This is a genomic window from Labrys sp. (in: a-proteobacteria) (assembly GCF_047605565.1).
In the GTDB taxonomy this organism is placed as follows: Bacteria; Pseudomonadota; Alphaproteobacteria; order Rhizobiales; family Labraceae; genus Labrys; species Labrys neptuniae.
Genome location: NZ_JASGFM010000031.1, coordinates 26,970 through 42,340, shown reverse-complemented (window position 1 = coordinate 42,340; position 15,371 = coordinate 26,970). Strand labels below are relative to the sequence as shown.

At 65.0% G+C, this 15,371-nt stretch carries 13 protein-coding genes; 11 read left to right on the top strand and 2 right to left on the bottom strand.

The window, feature by feature from the left end; genetic code table 11:
* The 7 genes from QM672_RS23350 (at nt 1) to hpaH (ending at nt 7,301) form a co-directional block, all read left to right on the top strand.
* Complete coding sequence (locus QM672_RS23350) at nt 1–1,284, top strand: aspartate aminotransferase family protein (protein ID WP_415085465.1); 1,284 nt, start codon at nt 1–3, stop codon at nt 1,282–1,284.
* A gap of 162 nt (nt 1,285–1,446) precedes the next feature.
* Nucleotides 1,447–2,457: a phosphotransferase enzyme family protein gene (locus QM672_RS23345; RefSeq protein WP_415085463.1), complete on the top strand. Its 1,011-nt coding sequence runs from the start codon at nt 1,447–1,449 to the stop codon at nt 2,455–2,457.
* Nucleotides 2,458–2,515: 58 nt separating this feature from the next.
* Nucleotides 2,516–2,902 carry a 5-carboxymethyl-2-hydroxymuconate Delta-isomerase gene (locus QM672_RS23340; protein WP_367626020.1) on the top strand — a complete coding sequence of 129 codons (387 nt, stop codon included), beginning with the start codon at nt 2,516–2,518 and terminating at the stop codon, nt 2,900–2,902.
* Nucleotides 2,903–2,946: 44 nt separating this feature from the next.
* A complete protein-coding gene (gene hpaE, locus QM672_RS23335) occupies nt 2,947–4,464 on the top strand; it encodes a 5-carboxymethyl-2-hydroxymuconate semialdehyde dehydrogenase (RefSeq protein ID WP_415085461.1) in 1,518 nt (505 codons plus the stop codon).
* Nucleotides 4,465–4,550: 86 nt separating this feature from the next.
* The gene (gene hpaD, locus QM672_RS23330) at nt 4,551–5,531 is read left to right on the top strand and encodes a 3,4-dihydroxyphenylacetate 2,3-dioxygenase (protein WP_415085459.1); all 981 of its coding nucleotides are present in this window, start codon (nt 4,551–4,553) and stop codon (nt 5,529–5,531) included.
* 92 nt (nt 5,532–5,623) lie between these two features.
* A complete protein-coding gene (locus tag QM672_RS23325) occupies nt 5,624–6,496 on the top strand; it encodes a fumarylacetoacetate hydrolase family protein (protein ID WP_415085457.1) in 873 nt (290 codons plus the stop codon).
* A 1-nt stretch (nt 6,497) separates the two neighbouring features.
* Entirely contained in the window at nt 6,498–7,301 is an 804-nt protein-coding gene (hpaH, locus tag QM672_RS23320; RefSeq protein WP_415085455.1) for a 2-oxo-hept-4-ene-1,7-dioate hydratase, read from the top strand.
* A gap of 185 nt (nt 7,302–7,486) precedes the next feature.
* Here hpaH and QM672_RS23315 read toward each other — a convergent pair whose 3' ends face one another.
* Nucleotides 7,487–8,266, bottom strand: a complete 780-nt coding sequence (locus QM672_RS23315; RefSeq protein ID WP_311943977.1) for an HAD-IIA family hydrolase — start codon at nt 8,264–8,266, stop codon at nt 7,487–7,489.
* 307 nt (nt 8,267–8,573) lie between these two features.
* Between QM672_RS23315 and QM672_RS23310 the strand changes: the two genes are divergently transcribed.
* The 4 genes from QM672_RS23310 (at nt 8,574) to QM672_RS23295 (ending at nt 13,932) form a co-directional block, all read left to right on the top strand.
* On the top strand, nt 8,574–10,136 hold the full coding sequence (locus QM672_RS23310; protein ID WP_415085453.1) for an ABC transporter substrate-binding protein: 1,563 nt from the start codon (nt 8,574–8,576) through the stop codon (nt 10,134–10,136).
* A gap of 79 nt (nt 10,137–10,215) precedes the next feature.
* Nucleotides 10,216–11,196 (top strand): ABC transporter permease, encoded by a 981-nt coding sequence (locus tag QM672_RS23305; protein WP_105860342.1) that lies wholly within the window; start codon nt 10,216–10,218, stop codon nt 11,194–11,196.
* Nucleotides 11,197–11,198: 2 nt separating this feature from the next.
* Nucleotides 11,199–12,107, top strand: a complete 909-nt coding sequence (locus tag QM672_RS23300) for an ABC transporter permease (protein ID WP_311943972.1) — start codon at nt 11,199–11,201, stop codon at nt 12,105–12,107.
* Nucleotide 12,108: 1 nt separating this feature from the next.
* Nucleotides 12,109–13,932 (top strand): ABC transporter ATP-binding protein, encoded by a 1,824-nt coding sequence (locus tag QM672_RS23295; protein ID WP_367626026.1) that lies wholly within the window; start codon nt 12,109–12,111, stop codon nt 13,930–13,932.
* Between the two features lie 206 nt (nt 13,933–14,138).
* On the opposite strand, the gene QM672_RS23290 is transcribed toward QM672_RS23295, so the two are convergent.
* The gene (locus QM672_RS23290) at nt 14,139–15,365 is read right to left on the bottom strand and encodes a Zn-dependent hydrolase (RefSeq protein ID WP_367626027.1); all 1,227 of its coding nucleotides are present in this window, start codon (nt 15,363–15,365) and stop codon (nt 14,139–14,141) included.
* Nucleotides 15,366–15,371: the final 6 nt, after the last annotated feature.

The following is a 15,371-nucleotide window of genomic DNA, read 5'->3' as shown; positions in this document are numbered from 1 at the left end:
ATGGCCGGCAACGCCGCTCTGCTCGCCCGCCGCGAAAGGCTGCTCGGGCGCAACATGTCGCTGTTCTACGAGGAGCCGGTACATCTCACCCGCGGCGAAGGCGTCTGGCTCTGGGACGAAGAGGGCCGGCGCTATCTCGACTGCTACAACAACGTGCCGCATGTCGGCCATTGCCACCCGCGCGTGGTCGAGGCGATCACGCGGCAGGCCTCGACGCTCAACACCCATACGCGCTACCTGCATGAGGGCATCCTCGATTATGTCGAGCGCCTGACCGCGACCTTCGACGCCAGCCTGAACGCCGCCATCCTCACCTGCACCGGCAGCGAGGCCAATGACGTCGCCCTGCGCATGGCGCAGGCCATGACCGGACGGACCGGCGTGATCGCCACCGACCACACCTATCACGGCAACACCGCCGCGGTGTCGCAGCTCTCCACCCGGATGCCGCCGGTCGGCGGCTTTGGCGGCCATGTCCGCCATGTGCCGGCGCCGGACAGCTACCGCCCGCTGGGCGGGGTGCCGGGCGATGCCTTCGCGACGGCCTTCGCCGCCAAGGTCGAGGAGGCGATCGCCTCGCTGGAGGCGAGCCCGTACGGCTTTTCTGCCCTGATCATCGATCCCTTCTTCGCCAATGAGGGCTTTCCCGACCTGCCATCGGGCTTTTTGGACCGAACGGTCTCGGCCGTGCACAAGGCCGGCGGCCTCGTCATCGCCGACGAGGTCCAGCCCGGCTTCGGCCGCACCGGCAGCCATATGTGGGGCCACCAGCGCGCCGGCTTCGTTCCCGATATCGTCACGCTGGGCAAGCCGATGGCCAATGGCCATCCGGTCGGCGGCGTGGTCGCCAACATCGATACGCTCAACGCCTTCCGCAAGGCCTTCCGCTATTTCAACACCTTCGGCGGCAATCCGGTCTCCTGCGCCGCGGCGATGGCCGTCCTCGACGTGATCGAGGAAGAGAAGCTGATCGAGAATGCCCGCACCGTCGGCGCCCATGCGCGGGCCGGCTTCGAGCGGCTCTCCGGCAAGCACGCCCTTATCGGCGACATCCGCGGCAGCGGCCTGTTCATGGGCACCGAATTCGTGCTGGACCGGGCAACCAGGGACCCGGCCCCGGATCTGGCCACCCGCATAGTCAACGCCATGCGCGAGCGCGGCGTGCTGATGGGCAAGATCGGCGTGCATCAATGCGCCACCAAGATCCGCCCGCCCATGCCGTTCTCGACCGAGCATGCCGACCTGATGCTCTCGACCCTCGATGACGTGTTGTCCAGCCTATGAGACTTACCCCTCCCCTGGAAGGGGAGGATCGGCCTGAAAGGCCGGGGTGGGGTGAAAAATGCGACGGTTGAGACAATCACCCCACCCCGCCGCTACGCGTCGACCCTCCCCCTCCAGGGGAGGGTAAGAATACCAACCGGCGAGCAGTTTCATGAGGCGACAATGGCCGACAATCTCACGCAAGAGCTGAAGAACGCGTTGCTGGAACGGGCCGGCGAAGCGCTCCGGCATTGGCCGGTACCGGCCCAGCAGCCGCAGTTCCTCAAATACCGGGAGAATGCGGTTTTCCGCATCGTCCTCGCAGACGGTCGACCGGCCGCCCTGCGGCTGCACCGCGCCGGCTATCACGACGAGGCGGCACTGCAGTCCGAGCTTGCCTGGATGACGGCTCTCAAGCGGGGCGGACTGGCCGTGCCGGCGTCCATTCCGGCTGCCGACGGGCGCAGCCTCGTGCCCCTGGCAGGCAATGCCCGCTTTGCTGCCCAGCATGCCGATGTCGTCAGCTGGGTCGAGGGTATGCCGCTCGGCCAGACGGGAACACCCCTGGCGCAGTCGCCGGGCAAACAGACCGAACTCTTCTTCAGGATCGGCCAGGCCATGGCCACCATGCATGATCTCGCCGATGCCTGGCAGCAGCCACCCGGTTTCCACCGGCCGGCCTGGGATGCTGAGGGGCTCGTGGGCGGGCGGCCGCTCTGGGGACGGTTCTGGGAGTGTCCGGGCCTTTCGCCACAAGAAAGCGAAGCGCTTGCCGCGCTCCGAGTCCGGCTCCGCCAGGCCCTCGACAGCCATGCCCCTCGCCTCGACTACGGCCTCATCCATGCCGACCTCGTGCGCGAGAATGTCTTCATCACCAATGGCGGCGTGGCCTTCATCGATTTCGATGATTGCGGCCACGGCTATCGCCTCTTCGATATCGCCACGGCGCTCTTGAAGAACCGGCGCGAGCCTGCCTATCCCGCCATCGAGCGCGCGCTGATCGCCGGCTATCGCAGCCGCCGCGATCTGAGCGATGAAACCCTTGCCGCCCTGCCGCTGTTCCTGACGCTGCGGAGCCTGACCTATATCGGCTGGCTTGCACAAAGGCCCGGGACGCCGGACGCGGCCGGGCGCCTGTCGCGTTATCTGAAGGAAAGCCTCCAGTTCGCCGATGCCCTGCAAATCGAGGCTTGACATCGTCGGTTAAATTATTTAACATGTTAATTAAATAGATCGGGAAACGCTGGGAACCATGCCGCATCTCACCATCGAATATTCCGGCAATCTCGAAGGCCGCGCCGATATCGGCGAACTCTGCGACCGGCTGCACGCCGCAATCCTGGCTACCGGCCTGTTCGAGCTCGGTGCCATCCGCGTCCGGGCCTTGAAGGCGGAGCATTTCGCCATTGCCGACCGATTGCCGGAGAATGCCTTCGTCGACCTCAATTTTCGCATCGGCAAGGGCCGCAGCGCGGACGAAAAGAGGCGGACCGGCGAGGCCCTTTTTGCGGTCGCGGGCGAAGTCCTCGCTCCCCTGTTCGAAACTCCTCACTTCGCGCTTTCGCTGGAAATCCGGGAAATCGATTCCGAATTGAGCTGGAAACGCAACGCCATCCACCCACGCCTCCGCGGACAATAGGGCCTGAGCCCTGGTACCCGCCGCCGATTTGCGAGAGATTTGTCATGTCCAGACTGCAGGAAAACCTAACCAAAGCCGAGGGTTATCTCGACCACTTCAAGCATGGCGTGGTTGCCAACCGCATTGGCGGCGAGGACGTCGCAGCCGCCGATGGCGCGACCTTCGAGACGATCTCGCCGATCGATCTCAAGCCGCTCGCTCGTATCGCACGCGGCACGGCCGCCGATGTCGACCGTGCCGCCAAGGCGGCGAAATCGGCCTTCGCCGAATGGGCGGCCATGCCGGGCGCGACGCGCAAGAAACTCCTGCACAAGATCGCCGATGCCATCGTGGCGCGCGCCGAAGAGATCGCCTTCGTCGAATGCATGGATACCGGCCAGGCCCTGAAGTTCATGGCCAAGGCAGCGCTACGCGGCGCCGAGAATTTCCGCTTCTTCGCCGACCGGGCCCCCGAGGCGCGTGACGGCAAGTCGCTACGCGCCGAGGGCCAGTTCAACGTCACCACGCGCGTGCCGATCGGGCCGGTGGGGATCATCACCCCCTGGAACACGCCCTTCATGCTGTCGACCTGGAAGATCGCCCCGGCCCTCGCCGCCGGCTGCACCGTCGTGCACAAGCCGGCCGAGTTCTCGCCGCTGACGGCAAGGCTGCTGGTCGAGATCGCCGAGGAAGCCGGCCTGCCCAAGGGCGTGTGGAACCTCGTCAACGGCTTTGGCGAGGATGCCGGCCGCGCCCTCACCGAGCACCCCCTGATCAAGGCGATCGGCTTCGTGGGCGAAAGCCGCACCGGCGCGATGATCATGCGGCAGGGCGCCGAGACCCTGAAGCGCGTGCATTTCGAGCTGGGCGGCAAGAACCCCGTGATCGTCTTCGCCGATGCCGATCTCGAACGGGCGGCCGACGCCGCCGTCTTCATGATCTATTCGCTGAACGGCGAGCGCTGCACCTCCTCCTCGCGCCTGCTCGTCGAGGCAAGCATCTATGACAGGTTCACCGCGCTGATCGCCGAGAAGGCCAGCCGGATCAAGGTCGGCCATCCGCTCGATCCGGAAACCGTGGTCGGTCCGCTGATCCACCCCGTGCATGAGAAGAAGGTGCTCGACTATATCGCCATCGGCCAGGCCGAAGGTGCCAAGGTTGCCGCGGGGGGCACCAAGGTCGAGGGGCCGGGCGGGGGCTGCTATGTCGCGCCAACCTTGTTTACGGCTGCCAACAACCGTATGCGCATCGCCCAGGAGGAGATCTTCGGACCGGTGCTGACGGCGATCCCCTTCGCCGACGAGGACGAAGCCCTGGCCCTCGCCAACGACGTCCAATATGGCCTGGCGGGCTATCTGTGGACCTCCGACCTCGGCCGGGCCCTGCGTTTCACCGATGCGCTCGAGGCCGGGATGATCTGGGTCAATTCGGAGAATGTGCGCCACCTGACGACGCCCTTCGGCGGGGTCAAGAATTCCGGCATCGGCCGTGACGGCGGCGACTGGTCCTTCGACTTCTACATGGAGACCAAGAACATCGCCTTCGCCACCAAGCCCCACGCCATCACGAAGCTGGGCGGCTGATTGACCGCTCGAAGGAATAGGCCCCAGGCCTGGCCGCCATAGAAGACAGCCCGCCCCTCATAGGAAGCGGGCGGGAGGAAGATCCGATGCCCCTACCCCAACCCGTTCTCCATCCGCCCTTCAACATCGTCCGGCTCAGCCATGTCGAGCTGGCGGTGACCGACCTTGCCAAGTCGCGTGCCTTCTATGTCGACATTCTCGGCCTGCAGGTGACCGACGAGACCTCGGACACCATCTATCTGAGAGCCATGGAGGAACGCGGCCATCACTGCATCATTCTCAAAAAGGCCGAGACGGCCGAGGCGCGCGACCTCGGCTTCAAGGTCTTTTCGGAGGACGACCTCGACAGGGCCGCGCATTTCTTCAAGGACAAGGACCTTCCGGTGGACTGGATCGAGCGGCCCTACCAAGCCCGCACCTTCCGCACCCGCGATCCGCAGGGCATTCCGCTGGAATTCTATGCCAAGATGGACCGCCTGCCGCCGATCCATCAGAAATATGCGCTCTATCGCGGCGTGAAACCGCTGCGCATCGACCACTTCAACTGCTTTTCGCCCAATGTCGACGCGTCGGTGGCCTTCTACAACGAGATCGGTTTTCGCGTCACCGAATATACCGAGGACGAGGAGACCGGCCGGCTCTGGGCGGCCTGGACTCATCGCAAGGGCGGCGTGCACGACATCGCCTTCACCAATGGCCGCGGGCCGCGCCTGCATCATACCGCCTTCTGGGTGCCGACCCCGCTCAACATCATCGACCTGCTCGACCTGATGGCGACATCGGGCTGGGTCGCCAATATCGAGCGCGGTCCCGGGCGCCACGGCATCTCCAACGCCTTCTTCCTCTATATCCTCGATCCGGACGGGCACCGCATCGAGATCTATTGCTCGGATTACCAGACGGTCGATCCCGACCTCGAGCCGATCAAATGGGACCTAAAGGACCCGCAACGCCAGACGCTGTGGGGCGCTCCCGCCCCCAAATCCTGGTTCGAGCATGGCAGCCAGTTCGCCGGCACACCCGTCATCGACTCCATCCTCAAGGCCCAGCCGATTATCGCTCCCTGATCGCCAGCCTGGACATCGCTGCCCCCGGAAACACCGAAAAGGCGCGTGTTCGGTCCTGAATGCGCCCCGCCCAGATCTTCAAGGAGACGATCGTGACCGACAGGCCCCGTTTTGCCGCCTTCTCCCATCAGGGAACCCTGAAATACGGCCTCGCTGAGGGCGAGAGCATCATCGACCTGTCGAAGCGCCATGGCGAACGCTGGCCAAGCCTGCGCGAGGTGATCGCAGCCGGCGCCCTGGCACGACTCGCCGAGGAAGCGTCATCGCTGCCCCCCGACTATGCCCTGTCGGACATCACCTTCGAAATTCCGATCCCCGCGCCGGAAAAGCTGATCTGCGTGGGCGTGAACTTTCCCGACCGCAACGAGGAATACAAGGACGGCCAGGCGACGCCGGCCAATCCGTCCCTCTTCATCCGCTTCCCCCGTTCCTTCACCGGCCATGGCCAGCCGCTGATCCGCCCGCCTGAAAGCCCGCAGCTCGATTATGAGGGCGAGATCGTCATCGTCATCGGCAAGGGCGGCCGGCGCATTGCCGAGGCCGAGGCGCTCAGCCATATCGCCGCGCTATCGCTGTGCAATGAGGGCACGATCCGAGACTGGGTGCGCCATGCCAAGTTCAACGTCACCCAAGGCAAGAACTTCGACCGCACCGGCTCGATCGGCCCCTGGCTCGTTCCCTATACGGACAGCGCCCAGCTCGCCGACATCGAGCTCACCACCCGCGTCAACGGCGAGCTTCGCCAGCAGGACCGGACCAGCCGGATGATCTTCTCCTTCACCAGGATCATCGCCTATATCTCGACCTTCACCACGCTGGTGCCCGGCGACGTCATCGTCACGGGCACGCCGACCGGCGCCGGCGCGCGCTTCGATCCGCCGATTTGGCTCAAGCCCGGCGATGTCGTCGAGGTCAGCGCCGAGGGCCTCGGCACTCTTCGCAACACCATCGCCGACGAGGCCTGAGATGCTGACACCAGCCGAAATCGAAGCCGCCGCCGCAAGCCTGGACGAGGCCGAGCGCACCCGCATCCAGACCGGTCTTCTCTCCCTCAGGCATCCCGGCATCGCGATGGCCGATGCCTATGCCATCCAGAGCGCCTGGGTGACGAAGAAGATCGGGCGTGGCGCCGTGGTGATCGGCTGGAAGATCGGCCTCACCTCCAAGGCGATGCAATCTGCACTGAACATCGACATTCCCGATTCCGGCGTGCTGTTCGACGACATGGTGTTCGAGGACGGCGCGACCGTGCCTGCGGATCGCTTCATCCAGCCGCGCATCGAGGCCGAACTCGCCTTCGTGATGAAGGCGCCGCTCCGGGGACCACGCGTCGGCGTCTTCGACGTCCTGAACGCTACGGATTATGTCACCCCGGCCCTCGAAATCCTCGATACGCGCATTCTTCGCGTCGATCCGCAGACCAGGAAGACCCGCACCATCTTCGACACCATCGCCGACAACGCCGCCAATGCCGGCATCGTCACGGGTGGCCGGGCGATGCGGCCCGATCAGGTCGATCTGCGCTGGATCGGCGCCATCGTCTCGCGCAACGCAGAGGTCGAGGAAACCGGCCTCGGCGCCGGCGTGCTCAACCAGCCGGCGCGCGGCATCGCCTGGCTCGCCAATCGGCTGGCCGAGTATGGTCAGGGCATCGAGGCCGGGCAGATCGTGCTCGCCGGCTCCTTCATCCGCCCGATCGAGGCGCGGCATGGCGACACGATCCACGCCGATTTCGGTCCCTATGGCTCGGTGAGCATCTACTTCGCCTGAGAGGGGAAAAGGGTTGAGATCGGGGGGCGAGTCCCCGCAACTTGACTCAGAGACCGAGGCCGGGCCGAGAAATGCTCCATTTTGTCATGCCCGGGCTTCGTCTCGGACATCCATTCACCGCAGTTCTATGAGTTCGTGGCTTCTGGATCACCGGGACGAAGCCCGGTGACGACAAAGGTCGAGGTTCAGCTCCCAATCAAATCGAGCAAGCTCGCCACCTCGATATCCGGTGTCACATCCGGCCTGGCGGCAGCCGCCACGCCGGTCGTCACCAGCACGGAACGCAGGCCCGCCCGCTGGCCGGCCAGGATATCGGTGGCAATCTGATCGCCGATCATGATCGTTCCCTCGCGCGGCGTGCCGAGAAAGCCGAGCGCTTCCTCGATCATCAGCGGCTCGGGCTTGCCCACCACGATCGGCCGGCAGGACGGCACCGCCGCCTGGACGGCCGCCATCAGCACGCCGACGCAAGGCTCGTAGCCATTCTCGACGGGCACCAGCAGGTCAGGATTGGTCACCACCACCGCAGCTCCACCGAGGGCGGCGCGCACCGCGGTGCTCAGTTTCGCGTAGTTCAGCTGATAGTCGAAGCCGAGCACCACGACCTCGGCATCGTCCCCCGCCGGGGTGAAGCCGGCCTGTTCAAGCGCCTCGAACAAGGGCTGCTCGCCGATGGCGAAAACACGGGCCCCCTTGGGCCAGCGACGGCGCATCAGGCTTGCCGTGGCCGAGACCGCGCAGAAGACCTGCTCCGGTTCGGCGACAATCCCCATCTGCGTGAGCTTGGCCGCGAAATCCGCAGCCGATTTCGTGGCATTGTTGGTGACGAACGCATAGGGAATGCCGTCCGCACGCCAGCGCCGGAAGGCCTCGACGGCATCGGCAATCGGGCTGTCGCCGCGATAGGCCACTCCGTCGAGATCCGAAACGATCCCCTTCAGATTCATGGATTGGAATGACGGCATTGGCGAGGTTCCCTGACACGATTCGGCTGGGATCATAGGCCGGCCGGGCACGCAGCGCCTATTGCCTGAACTCCTGCATTCCTGTGCCGGCAGCCGCCCGATGCATGGCCCTGTTTCCATGCCTCTTGATTGGGCATGGCGCGAGAAGGGTCAGCAATGGAATCGTGGAGCTGTAGGCATCAGGCTCCGGCGCCATCTGGTCTAGAGTTTCATCACCCGCCAACCACAAGACGGGACGGCTCGGCACTGCGTCGGATCGGAAGGCGAGCCCGAAAAACTTCTGCGCCCCCATTCAGAGGAACGAGAGATGATCAACCGCAGAGACCTAATGCTGGGCGCGCTGGCCGGAGCCGGCACCTTCGGCTTCGGCCGCGTCAACCCCGACTTCCTGGTCAACTCGGCCTTCGCCGCCGAAGGCCGGTCCCTGCGCTTTCTGGGCGCCGAGGCGCTGACAGGCAATTGGGACCCGACCACCCATACCAATCTCGGCCAGCTCATCGTCGAGGGTTTCGTGTTCGGTTATCTGACCCGGGCACCGATGAAGCCCGACAATCCGGAAGAGCTGGTGTTCGAGCTGGCGGAGTCCCTCAAGCCGATCGACACTTACACGCTCGAGGTGAAGCTGCGTAAAGGCGTGAAGTTCCATGACGGCACGCCCTTCACCTCGGCCGACGTCAAGGCCACCTATGAATATGGCTCCCAAGCCGACAGGCCGGCGCAATGGTATCCGGGCCAGGTCAAGGTCGACATCGTCGACGAGCACACCTGCCATATCAACACCAAGGACTATGGCTATCCGGCCGCGCTCTATTATTACCTCTCGTCCTTCCTGCCGATCATGGCGGCCAAGGACGTCGCCAACAAGGCGCAGCTCTCGGCTCGCATGAACGGCACCGGCCCCTTCAAATATGTCGACCAGAAGGGCGACACCACGATCCTGGCCGCCAACACGGATTTCATATTCGGCGCGCCCAAGATCCCCGGCGTCGAATATCATTTCGTCGGCGACACCACCACGCGCACGCTGTCCCTGCTCAACGGCCAAGCCGACATCATCGAGCGGCTGGAGCAGGAGCAGGTCGACACCATTGCCAAGGACGACCGCTTCGCCATCCACAAGGCGGTTTCGGTGGAGAACAAATATCTGTTCTTCCGCTGCTCCAAGAAGCCCTTCGACGATCCGCGCATCCGCCTCGCCGCCTGCCATTCGATCGATCGCAAGCAGGTGCTGGAAGTCCTCGGTGTCTCCGGCACCTTCTCCAAGGCCCATATCTCGCCGGTGAAGTTCGGCTATACCGAAGTCGCCGACTATCCCGAATATGATCCGGACAAGGCCCAGGCCCTGCTGGCCGAGGCGGGCTTCCCCAAGGGCGAGGGCCTGCCGGAACTGACCTATTATTCCTCGGTCGGCTTCTATCCCAAGACCAAGGAATATGCCGAGCTGATCACCGGCATGCTGGAGGAGCAGGGCTTCAAGGTGAACCTGCAGACGCTGGAGGTCGCGGCCTGGGGCAATCTGCTCTACGACAAGCCGGGTGGCGGCGAAGGCAACATGATCGATTGCGGCTGGTGCACGGGCTCGCCCGAGCCGGACCTGGTGATCCGCACCCACTTCCACTCCTCCTCCAAGCGCATCACCGGCATCGTCGACAAGGAGATCGACGCGGTGCTGGACAAGGAGCGCAACGCCGGCTCGATCGAGGAGCGCAAGAAGATCCTGCAGACGGAAACCCTGCCGACCATCGCGCGCAAGGCGCCGGCGCTGGCCCTGTTCACCTCGGTGTTCATCCACGCCTACTCCAAGAAGCTCGACGGTCTCTACATCTATCCCAACGGCATGCAGGACATGAGCAAGGCAAACCTGGCCTGAGCCGCGAGGGACTGGAGCCGGTCCCCCCGGCCGGCTCCACTTTTTTCCAGCGGTTGTTTGGACGCGAGACCGTTTGCCGATGCTGATTGTCGAATTCCTGATCAAGCGGATCGCCCAGGGCCTGCTCATCGTGGCCCTGACGTCGCTGATCATCTTCACCCTGCTGCGCGTGGTCCCCGGCGACCCCGTCCGCCTGATCGTGGGCGGCATGGCGCCGGACAATGTCGTCGAGGAAGTCGCCACCAAGATGGGGCTGCGCGATCCGATCATCGTGCAATATGGCCGCTACATGATGGGCCTGGCCAAGGGTGATCTCGGTCAATCCTATATCAGGCCGCGCAGCGGCGGCGTCGCGGCGGGCGGGCAATATGTCGATCCGACCAAGGCCGAGATGGCGCCGGTGGCCGACCTCATCCTCGAGCGCCTGCCGCTGACCCTGCAGCTGGCCGGCGTCGCCCTGGTCTTCGCTTTGCTGATCTCCTTTCCGATCGGGCTCGCGGGCGGGCTCAACCAGCATGGCTGGCCCAATGCCCTGGCCTTCGGCGTGCAGTCGCTCTTCGTCTCCATCCCGAATTTCTGGCTCGCCATCGTGCTGATCCTGTTCCTGTCGGTGAAGCTCGATTGGTTGCCGGCGCTGGGCTACAAGGGCTTCAGCTATGTGCTGCTGCCGGCCTTCGTGCTGGCGGTCGAGATTTCGCCCTTCATCATTCGCACCCTGACCACCTCCCTGGGCGAGGTGATGCAGGCGCCCTTCATCGACGAAGCCCGCGTGCGCGGCCTGTCGCGCCGGCGCATCGTCTATTCCCACGCTTTGCGCAACGCCTCGGTGCCCCTGGTCAACCTGCTCGGCATCCAGCTCTCCACACTGATCGGCGGCGTGCTGGTGATCGAATACATCTTCGACTATCCGGGCCTGGGCAATCTCACCGTGGTCTCCGTGCTCGGCCGCGACTTTCCGGTGATCCAGGGCATTGCCATCACCACCAGTGCCGTCTTCGTCTTCATCAACATCCTGGTCGATCTCGTGGCCTATCTCATCGACCCCCGCGTGGAGATCTGAGCATGAGCACCGTGACCAGCGACGCCGCGCCCACCCATGAACGGGCCCAGTCGATCAGCCGGCGCATCCTGGCCAGCGCCTGGGCCATGCCGAGCTTTCGCGTCGGCCTGTTCGTCTTCCTGGCGCTGCTCCTCACCTCGGCGATCTATCCGGAGCTCTCCTCGATCTCCGCCACCAAGATGGTGGTGAAGGACAAGTTCCTTCCACCGCTGTTCCTGGGCGAGAAATGGACCTGGCTGCATCCACTCGGCACCGACCAGCTCGGCCGCGACATGCTGCTGCGTTGCCTGATCGGCCTGCGCTATTCGCTGCTGATCGGCGTGGTCACCGTGGCGCTTGTCTTCCTGATCGGCTGCGGACTCGGCCTGCTCGCCGGCTTCAAGGGCGGCTGGTGGGACACCATCATCATGCGCATCACCGACGCGCAGCTCTCGATCCCGATGATCATCCTGGCCATCACCATCCTGGGCGTGACCAAGCCTGAGGTGCACACCATCATCATCGTGCTGGCCCTGTCTGGCTGGCCGCTCTATGCCCGCGTCGCCCGCAGCGCCGCCGTTACCGAGCGCGGCAAGGAATATGTGCGCGGCCTGCGCGTGCTGGGCGCCGGCGACTGGCGCATCCTGCTGCTCTATGCGGCGCCGAACATCCTGCCCCCGATCGCCTTCGTCGCCGTGCTGGACGTCGCCCGCATGATGATCTTCGAGGCGATCCTCGGCTTCCTCGGCCTCGGCATCCAGCCGCCGACGCCGAGCTTCGGCTCGATCATTTCCGACAGCCGCAAATATCTCATCAATGCCTGGTGGATCGCCACCAGCCCCGGCGTGTTCCTGGCCCTGGCGCTGACATCGATCAACCTGATGGGATCCGCCCTCGAAAAGGCGCGCAACAAGATCTATGGAGGCGCCTGAGATGGACAATTCCCCGATCCTGGAAACCCGTCATCTCACCGTCGGCTCGCCGCGCGACGAGGCGCCGGTGCTCGACGACATCGCCCTCACCCTCCATACCGGCGAAATCCTCGGCATCTACGGCGAGAGCGGCGCCGGCAAGACGGTGCTGAGCCGTGCCCTCGCCAACTGGCTGCACGAGAGCCTCACCTATCGCCGGGGCTCCGTGCTGTTCGCCGGCAAGGACATCACCGGAGACGCCGCCGGCGATAATTTCATCGTCGGCCGCGACATCGCCTATATCGGTTCCAAGCCCCAGAGCTCGCTCGACCCGACCCAGCCGGTCGGCGTGCAGATCTGCGAGAAGCTGCGCAGCGTACGCCCGGCCTGGAGCCGGAAGGAATGCGAGGAGCGCGTCATCCAGCTGCTCGGCGAGGTGCGCATTCCCTCCCCCAAAGAGCGCTATTTCGAATATCCGGCCAAATTCTCCGGCGGCATGATGCAGCGCGCCATGATCGTCGACGCCATCTGCGCGGAACCCGCCGTGCTGATCGCCGACAACATCACCCAGCCCCTCGACGTCACCATCGCCGCCCAGATCGTGGCGCTGCTGCATGACCTCTGCCAGCGCCACAACACGGCGACGATCTACCTGTCGTCCTCGCTGGCGACGCTCGGCCAGTTCGGCGGCCGCACCGCCGTGCTGCATCAGGGCCGTCTGGTGGAGGAACAGCCCTTTGCTGCGCTGATGCAGGCCCCCGGTGACGACTATACCCGCCGCGCCATCGCCAGCGTGCCCCGCATCTGGTCGACGCGCGAACGACCACTCTCGCGCCGCAACGACGCCGATGCGCCACTGATGCGGGTGGCCGAGGCCCATCGCACCTATCTTGCCCGCAAGCGCGGCACCTTCAACACCTACCGCCATATCCAGGCGGTGCGCGGCGTCAGCTTCGACATCCTGCCGCGCGAGAATTTCGGCATTGTCGGCGAATCCGGCTGCGGCAAGTCGACCCTGACCCGCCTGCTCGCCTGGTTGGAGGCGCCGGACAAGGGCGACATCATCCTCGGCGGGGTCTCGCTGCGCACGCTCTCCGCCCAGCAATTGCTGGCCAAGCGCGGCGAGTTCCAGCTCCTGCTGCAGGACCCCTACAATGCCCTGCCGCCGCGCACAACGGTGGGGCGGATGATCGAGGAAAGCCTGCTGATCCGCGGCAGCCATTCCGGCAAGGCCCTGCGCGAGCGCGTGATCGCGGCCATGCAGGAGGTCGGCCTGTCGCCACGCCTCTATGATGAATTGCCGAATGCCCTCTCCACCGGCGAGCGCCAGCGCATCTCGATCGCCCGCGCCCTCGTGCTCTCGCCCAAGCTGCTGATCCTCGACGAGACCCTGTCCGCCCTCGACCAGCGCGAACAGGCCAAGCTCATCGAGCTGTTCTCCAGCCTGCAGGAGAAGAACGATCTTACCTATGTCTTCATCTCCCATGACCTCGCCATGGTCCGGAAAGTGTGTACCCGCATCGCGGTGATGTATCTGGGCGAAATGGTCGAGATCGCCGATAATCACGATCTCTTCTTCGAGCCTCAGCATCCCTATACCAAGGCCCTGCTCTCGGCGGCCCCGACGCTGGAAGAAAAGCCCTTCGATCCCAAGGACTACCTGCTCGAAGGCGAGCCGCCGAGCCCGATCGACATCCCACCCGGCTGCAGCTTCGCCTCCCGCTGCCCCAAGGCTTTCGCGCGCTGCCGCACCGAGACGCCCGCCTTAAGGGAACACCGCCCGGGCAGCTTCGCCGCTTGCCATTTGCTCGATGCCGAAGCGGGGGAGAAATCGGCAGCGGCTTGAATAGACTAAGCGGTCCAAAATAAAGCACGAATAACCTTCTCCCCTTGCGGGAGAAGGTGCCCCAACGGGGCGGATGAGGGGTGGCACGAATAGCCTGCAAGGCTGCGTTTCACCCCTCATCCGACCTCGCACGCTCGGCCACCTTCTCCCACAAGGGGAGAAGGCTGATTGCACCTCTCCCGGTCGGGTTTCAAGTACCCCGAACCCTACTCCTCCGTCACCAGCTGCCAGAGCACTTCCGTCAGCACTGCCAGCCCCTTGTCGAGCGCGGCTTCGTCGGTGAATTCGGCGGGGTTGTGGCTGAGGCCGCCTTGGCTCGGCACGAAGATCAGCGACGCCGGCATGCGCTTGTTAAGGGCGAGCGCATCATGGCCTGCGATCGTCTTCATTTCCATAGAAGACAGATCCAGTTCCCGGGCGACCGCCGTGGTCAATGCCGCACCGTGCGGATCGAGGCTCGCCGTGCCGCGCTGCTCATCGACCGCGATCTCGATGTCGACACCCAGAGGCGCCACCGCAGCCTGCGCCTCAGCCAGAAAAGCATCGCCCAGCGCAACGGCCACAGCCGCCTCCTCATGGCGGAACTCGAACCAGACCTGGACCCGGCTCGGCGTCACATTGGGCGAATTGGGATCGACGGTGATGCGGGCCGCCGAAGCATGGGCACCGCTGCCGCTCGCTTCGATCAGCTGATGATGCAGTTCGATCGCCCTGGCAGCGGCTCGCAGCGCATCGCGGCGACGCGCCATGCGCGTCGGGCCGGTATGCGAGGGCTCGCCGTGAAAGACCAGAGACAGCTTGCGCGCAGCCCAGCAGCCGGTGACGACGCCGATCTCGATACCTTCCTCTTCCAGCAGAGGGCCCTGTTCGACATGAAGCTCGACATAGCGCCGGGGCTCCAGGGGCAAGTCTGCCGTACCGCGATAGCCGATGGCGGCCAGCGCCTCGCCCAGGGCAACGCCAGCACCGTCGATAAGGCCGAGCGCAGCGTCGAGCGCCATCATCCCGGCAAAGACCGAGCTGCCGGTCAGGCTCGGCTGGAAGCGGGCGCCCTCCTCGTTGGTCCAGTTGGCGACAACCAGATTGCGCCTGGCCTTGCCCGGCTCCGCCGCCGCGCGTGCGACGACGGCCTCGATGGCCAGCAGGCCCGCCAGCACGCCATAGACGCCGTCGTAGCGCCCGCCGGTCGGCTGGCTGTCGAGATGGGAACCGACGAGCACCGCCTCCTGCGACGATGGGGCAAGGGTGGCGATGCCGAACATGTTGCCGATGGGGTCGACATGCAGGCCGAATTGACGGCTGAGGATCTCGGCGGCGAGCCGCACCCGCGCCCCACCATCCTCAGGCGTTCCGGTCAGCCGACAGACCCCGCCGTCCGGTGTGGCGCCAATCCTTGCAAAGGTCTCCAGGAGGCGGTTCAGTGTCGAAGCCATGCGCGC